The sequence below is a fragment of the Sulfolobales archaeon genome, from assembly GCA_038897115.1.
In the GTDB taxonomy this organism is placed as follows: Archaea; Thermoproteota; Thermoprotei_A; order Sulfolobales; family AG1; genus AG1.
On record JAWAXC010000151.1, the window covers coordinates 1 to 4,047 of the forward strand.

7 protein-coding genes are annotated in these 4,047 nt (G+C 32.1%); 5 read left to right on the forward strand and 2 right to left on the reverse strand.

The annotated features are described in order from the left end of the window. Positions 1–235: 235 nt before the first annotated feature. Together QXE01_11905 and QXE01_11910 are read right to left on the reverse strand one after the other, a co-directional pair. On the reverse strand, positions 236–442 hold the full coding sequence (locus QXE01_11905; GenBank protein MEM4971942.1) for a hypothetical protein: 207 nt from the start codon (positions 440–442) through the stop codon (positions 236–238). After that, positions 435–767, reverse strand: coding sequence for a hypothetical protein (locus tag QXE01_11910; GenBank protein MEM4971943.1), 333 nt, complete (start codon positions 765–767; stop codon positions 435–437). The genes QXE01_11905 and QXE01_11910 overlap by 8 nt, the downstream gene beginning before the upstream one ends. Before the next feature lie 146 nt (positions 768–913). Here QXE01_11910 and QXE01_11915 point away from each other — a divergent pair, with 146 nt between their 5' ends. From QXE01_11915 to QXE01_11935, 5 genes are all read left to right on the forward strand, one after another. Further along, entirely contained in the window at positions 914–1,249 is a 336-nt protein-coding gene (locus tag QXE01_11915) for a hypothetical protein (protein ID MEM4971944.1), read from the forward strand. Continuing rightward, on the forward strand, positions 1,242–1,478 hold the full coding sequence (locus tag QXE01_11920; GenBank protein MEM4971945.1) for a hypothetical protein: 237 nt from the start codon (positions 1,242–1,244) through the stop codon (positions 1,476–1,478). The genes QXE01_11915 and QXE01_11920 overlap by 8 nt, the downstream gene beginning before the upstream one ends. Before the next feature lie 2 nt (positions 1,479–1,480). Beyond that, entirely contained in the window at positions 1,481–1,825 is a 345-nt protein-coding gene (locus QXE01_11925) for a hypothetical protein (GenBank protein MEM4971946.1), read from the forward strand. Between the two features lie 68 nt (positions 1,826–1,893). Beyond that, complete coding sequence (locus QXE01_11930; GenBank protein MEM4971947.1) at positions 1,894–3,810, forward strand: DNA polymerase; 1,917 nt, start codon at positions 1,894–1,896, stop codon at positions 3,808–3,810. Beyond that, the coding region (locus QXE01_11935; GenBank protein MEM4971948.1) for a hypothetical protein at positions 3,807–4,047 on the forward strand (241 nt) is incomplete at its 3' end. The genes QXE01_11930 and QXE01_11935, both read left to right, overlap by 4 nt.

Genomic DNA, 4,047 nt, shown 5'->3' on the forward strand with positions numbered 1-4,047 from the left:
CACATTGATGAACCTTGTAGAAAATTAGGCCTAGTAAGTTTTCATCCATTTGTGCAAGCTTGTTTTGCTCTAATTCCATTATAATTTGGGCCATATGATCATTTTTTGATTCTTACTTTTTTAAACCTTTTGTTTTCTTTTCATATACTTAACATATTTTCTTATCATGTGTTTAACATATTCCCAATTAACCCATATTGCAATACCTAAAAAGATAAGGAAAATTAACAAATCCTTAAGCCATTTCTTGCTCATTAGGCTCATCATCAGCCATTAATTCACTCATTTGATGACTCAAATTTGAAAGAAGTAAAGGTAAAAGGATAAGCATAAATTCAGCCAGTTTTTCTAACTTTTTCATTTCTTTTGCTGGTATAAGTATAGTTATTTTCCCTAATTCTATTGCTTTTAATTCATTTTCATTCTCTTTTTTCTTACCCATTTGTCTCACCATTTAAGGGCAAAGGCTCTTTAAACATAAACCAGTAAATGATAAGCCCTATAATGAAAAGAATGCCTATAATGCTCAAGGCAATCCAAATTGCATTACTATTAGCCTCTTGTTTTTGGCTTACTTTTGACTCATTTTCAGCCATTTGAAGGTATTTTTCAGCCTCTTTGATATCCTCTTGCTCTACTATTTCCCTCAAATCCTCAAGGGTAAGAGGTATCATTTTTTTATTATACTTGCCTACTCTCTCAACAAGGTAAATTTTCCTAATTACTTTTGGCTCTTTTTCAGCCTCTTGTTGCTCTTGCTCAGCCAATACTTGAGTACTCATATCTCTCATTAATTGATTAAAAATGGCTCATCACTTTTGGCTCAAATTAGGCCTATTTTTTCTCAAAAATGTGAGTAAAAAATGAAGAAAGATTTTTATACTTGAATTGAGAGAGAAATTTGGGGAGAAGGATGGAGAGGAGCCCAATTGAGATAAAAGGGTACTCCTCACCCCCTAATGTTTTTGATGGGGGAGAGGGGGAAAATACACAAATGCCATTAGATACCCTAAAGGTATGCCTAAAGAAGTTGCCATATTATTATGTATGGGGAAAAGGGCTAGAATGGACTGATTATTTCTATAAATGTAAGATATTTGTTGGTGCTGAGAAGGATGAAGTATATGCCATTAATCAATTGTTTATTGTCATAAATGTAAAATCTGATAAATTGTTTGAAGTAATAAACAAAGCTAAAGAATTGTTAAAGACTGAGATAAAGAAAAGAGGGGGAATAGTATATGAATAGGCAAGAACTGTTGGAATGGGCAAAGTCACACATAAAAGACTTAAGGATTGATAATGATAGATTGTATTATGTTGAGGGCAATAAAGTACTTATTGTAACATTTGCTAATAAGCATAAGCTTGAAATAACAAATGAAAATGGAATAGAGTATGTAAGAATTCAAGAACCAAGGGAAGGAATTGAGGGGCTAATATTCTCATTAAATAAAAGCCTAGAATTGGGGGAGTAAAAATGGTTTGTAATAGTGGTATTAAGGAAATTGATAATCATCCAGAGACTAATATAGGGCTTATACCTATACTTCAAGAGATATTAGGTCATCTAAATGAGCTTGAAAAAACTAAGGTTGGCTTAGTTTACAATACTAATAAAATAAGGATAATAGTGAAAAGGCATGATAACCATATACCAACCTTTAATGTGAATAAGTGGGGATATGGTGAGATTTACTTTTATGTACCTTATAATGTTAAGAATATCAAGGCTTATTTGAAGAGGGAGATTGAGGAGGAAATCAGAAGGATAAAAGAGTTATACCAAGAGTTTTGTGAGGGGGAGAAAGATGGAGAGGGATGAAGGGAATGGGGCTTTTTCTATATTCATTATTATATATTATTTAATATAAATGTTATGGTTTTGGAGGGATGAAGGGAATGGGGAGGCATAAGGAAATTAAACATTTGATGGCTTATGATTCAGAGGCTTTTGTTAAGAAGGGAGAGAATGGGGAATTAGTTTATAAGTTAGCTTATGGGGCATTTGCCTATAAGAAGGGAAATAAGTATTACACAAAGATTATAAGAAGTAGTGATGAGTTTATTGAATTCCTTAAAAAGCACCCAAAAACAATTGTATATATACATAATGCAAAGTATGATTTAAGCTTGTTAAGCTTAAGTAAGTATAAGGATTTAATCAGATGGATTAGTTTTGATAAGCCAATTAATTTGAGTTTTAACTTTAATGTGAAAATAAGAGATAGTCTAAATTACCTAGATGGCAAATTAGAGAGTTTAAGGAAAACATTTTTGAAAGAGGAAGACTACCAGGAGATAGGAGTAGACCCAAATTATAAGGATGAAGCCCCCTATTACCTAATAAATGAAGGTAAAATAAAAGAATGGAATAAATGGGTAAGTATTGAAGGACCTAAATTAGCAAGGAATGATGCCTTAATTTTGCTGAAAATAATGGAAAATTTTCACAAATTGTTTGGCAAGATAAGAACTGAAGTAAGTTTGCCCTCAATTGCCTTTAATTTGAATAGAGAAATACTATCCAGAAAAGCTGATTATAATAAAGTTATATATCCATTATATTATAAGCCAGACCCAGAGGTAAATGGGGAGGAGGCTTTACAAAGTTATAGAGGGGGGAGAACTGAGGCTTTAAAAATAACATTAACTAGTACTTATTTAACATTTTATGATGTTAATTCATTATATCCCACTGTCATGAAACTTTTCCAGTACCCATATAAGTTTAAGGATGATAAAAGAGTGAGGGATTTAATTAAAGCATATCAAGATGGCCTAATAGGCCTACATTTGGTAAAATGGAAATGTAGTAATGAATTTATGCCAATTGTAGTTAGGACAGAAGTTAATAATGAAGAATCAGTGACACAAGTCAGCAAAGGAGAGTATTGGATAACAAGCCCAGAGCTTGAAGTTCTAGAAAGTGATTGTGAAGGAGAAGTAGAGGTAAAAAGAAGCTTATGGTTTTATACTTACCCCATTTTTGTTGATTTTGTTGATAAGTATTATGCATTAAAGCAAAAAGCCCCAAAAGGTAGCCCAGAGTATTATCTATACAAAAAATTACTTAACTCACTTTATGGTAAATGGGGAGAGCATAAAAAGAGAAGAAGATTAATACAAGATGAGGAGTTAATAAAATTATTAGATAGAAAATTTGCTGAGAAAGATAACAAGGAAAGACTTGAAATTGAGGAGGGCTTGATAGTAAGCAAAATTGATTGGGGCTTTTATACAGTAAGGCAAGAGCTTAAGAAGAGAAGAAATGTAGCAATTGCCAGTTTAGTAACAGCTTTTGCAAGGGTTTACTTATATAATATTATAAAGCAAATTGGGTATAGGAATGTGTATTATTGTGATACTGACAGTATTGCAACTAATGTAAAACCACCAGAGTATCTTAATTTTACCATTTTAGGTGTTAAAATAAACCAACATTTTGAGGGAGATGAGTTAGGGAGCCTTAAAAAAGAGAAAGAAGGATATTTCCAGATTTTGGGCAAGAAGTTTTACTTTAAAACACAAGAAGAAGGGGAATTAGTACCACCAGGCTTTAAGCTTAATGGGCAAATTGCTGAAGGTGAAAAAACTGAGGATATAATATTAAAAGGAGTACCACTTGGTAGTAAACTGAGGATATTTTTAGCACAAGACCCATTGAAGATAAAAGTTGAAGCTGAATATAATTGGATAAATGCAAATTGGAAAGAAGTAACATTTGTCAGAAAAGTTAAGGAAATTCATCCTAGAATGAAATTGAACTACAAATTAGAAGACAACTATTACCAAGGGTATCCATTATGAAGAAAAAAGAAACAAGTAGTAGAATAGATAAACTACTTGAAATAATTGAGAGGCAACAAGAGACAATAAACAGTTTACTAGAAAAATATGAACAGAGGATAGAGAAGCTTGAGAAGGAGAACAAATTACTGAGGAAAAAACTAAAGGAACTAACTGAAGAACTAAAGAAAGCAAAGAAAGAAGCAGAAAAGGAGAAAGAGAAGGGCAAAAAGAAGAAAGAGAGCAAGGAAAAAGAAG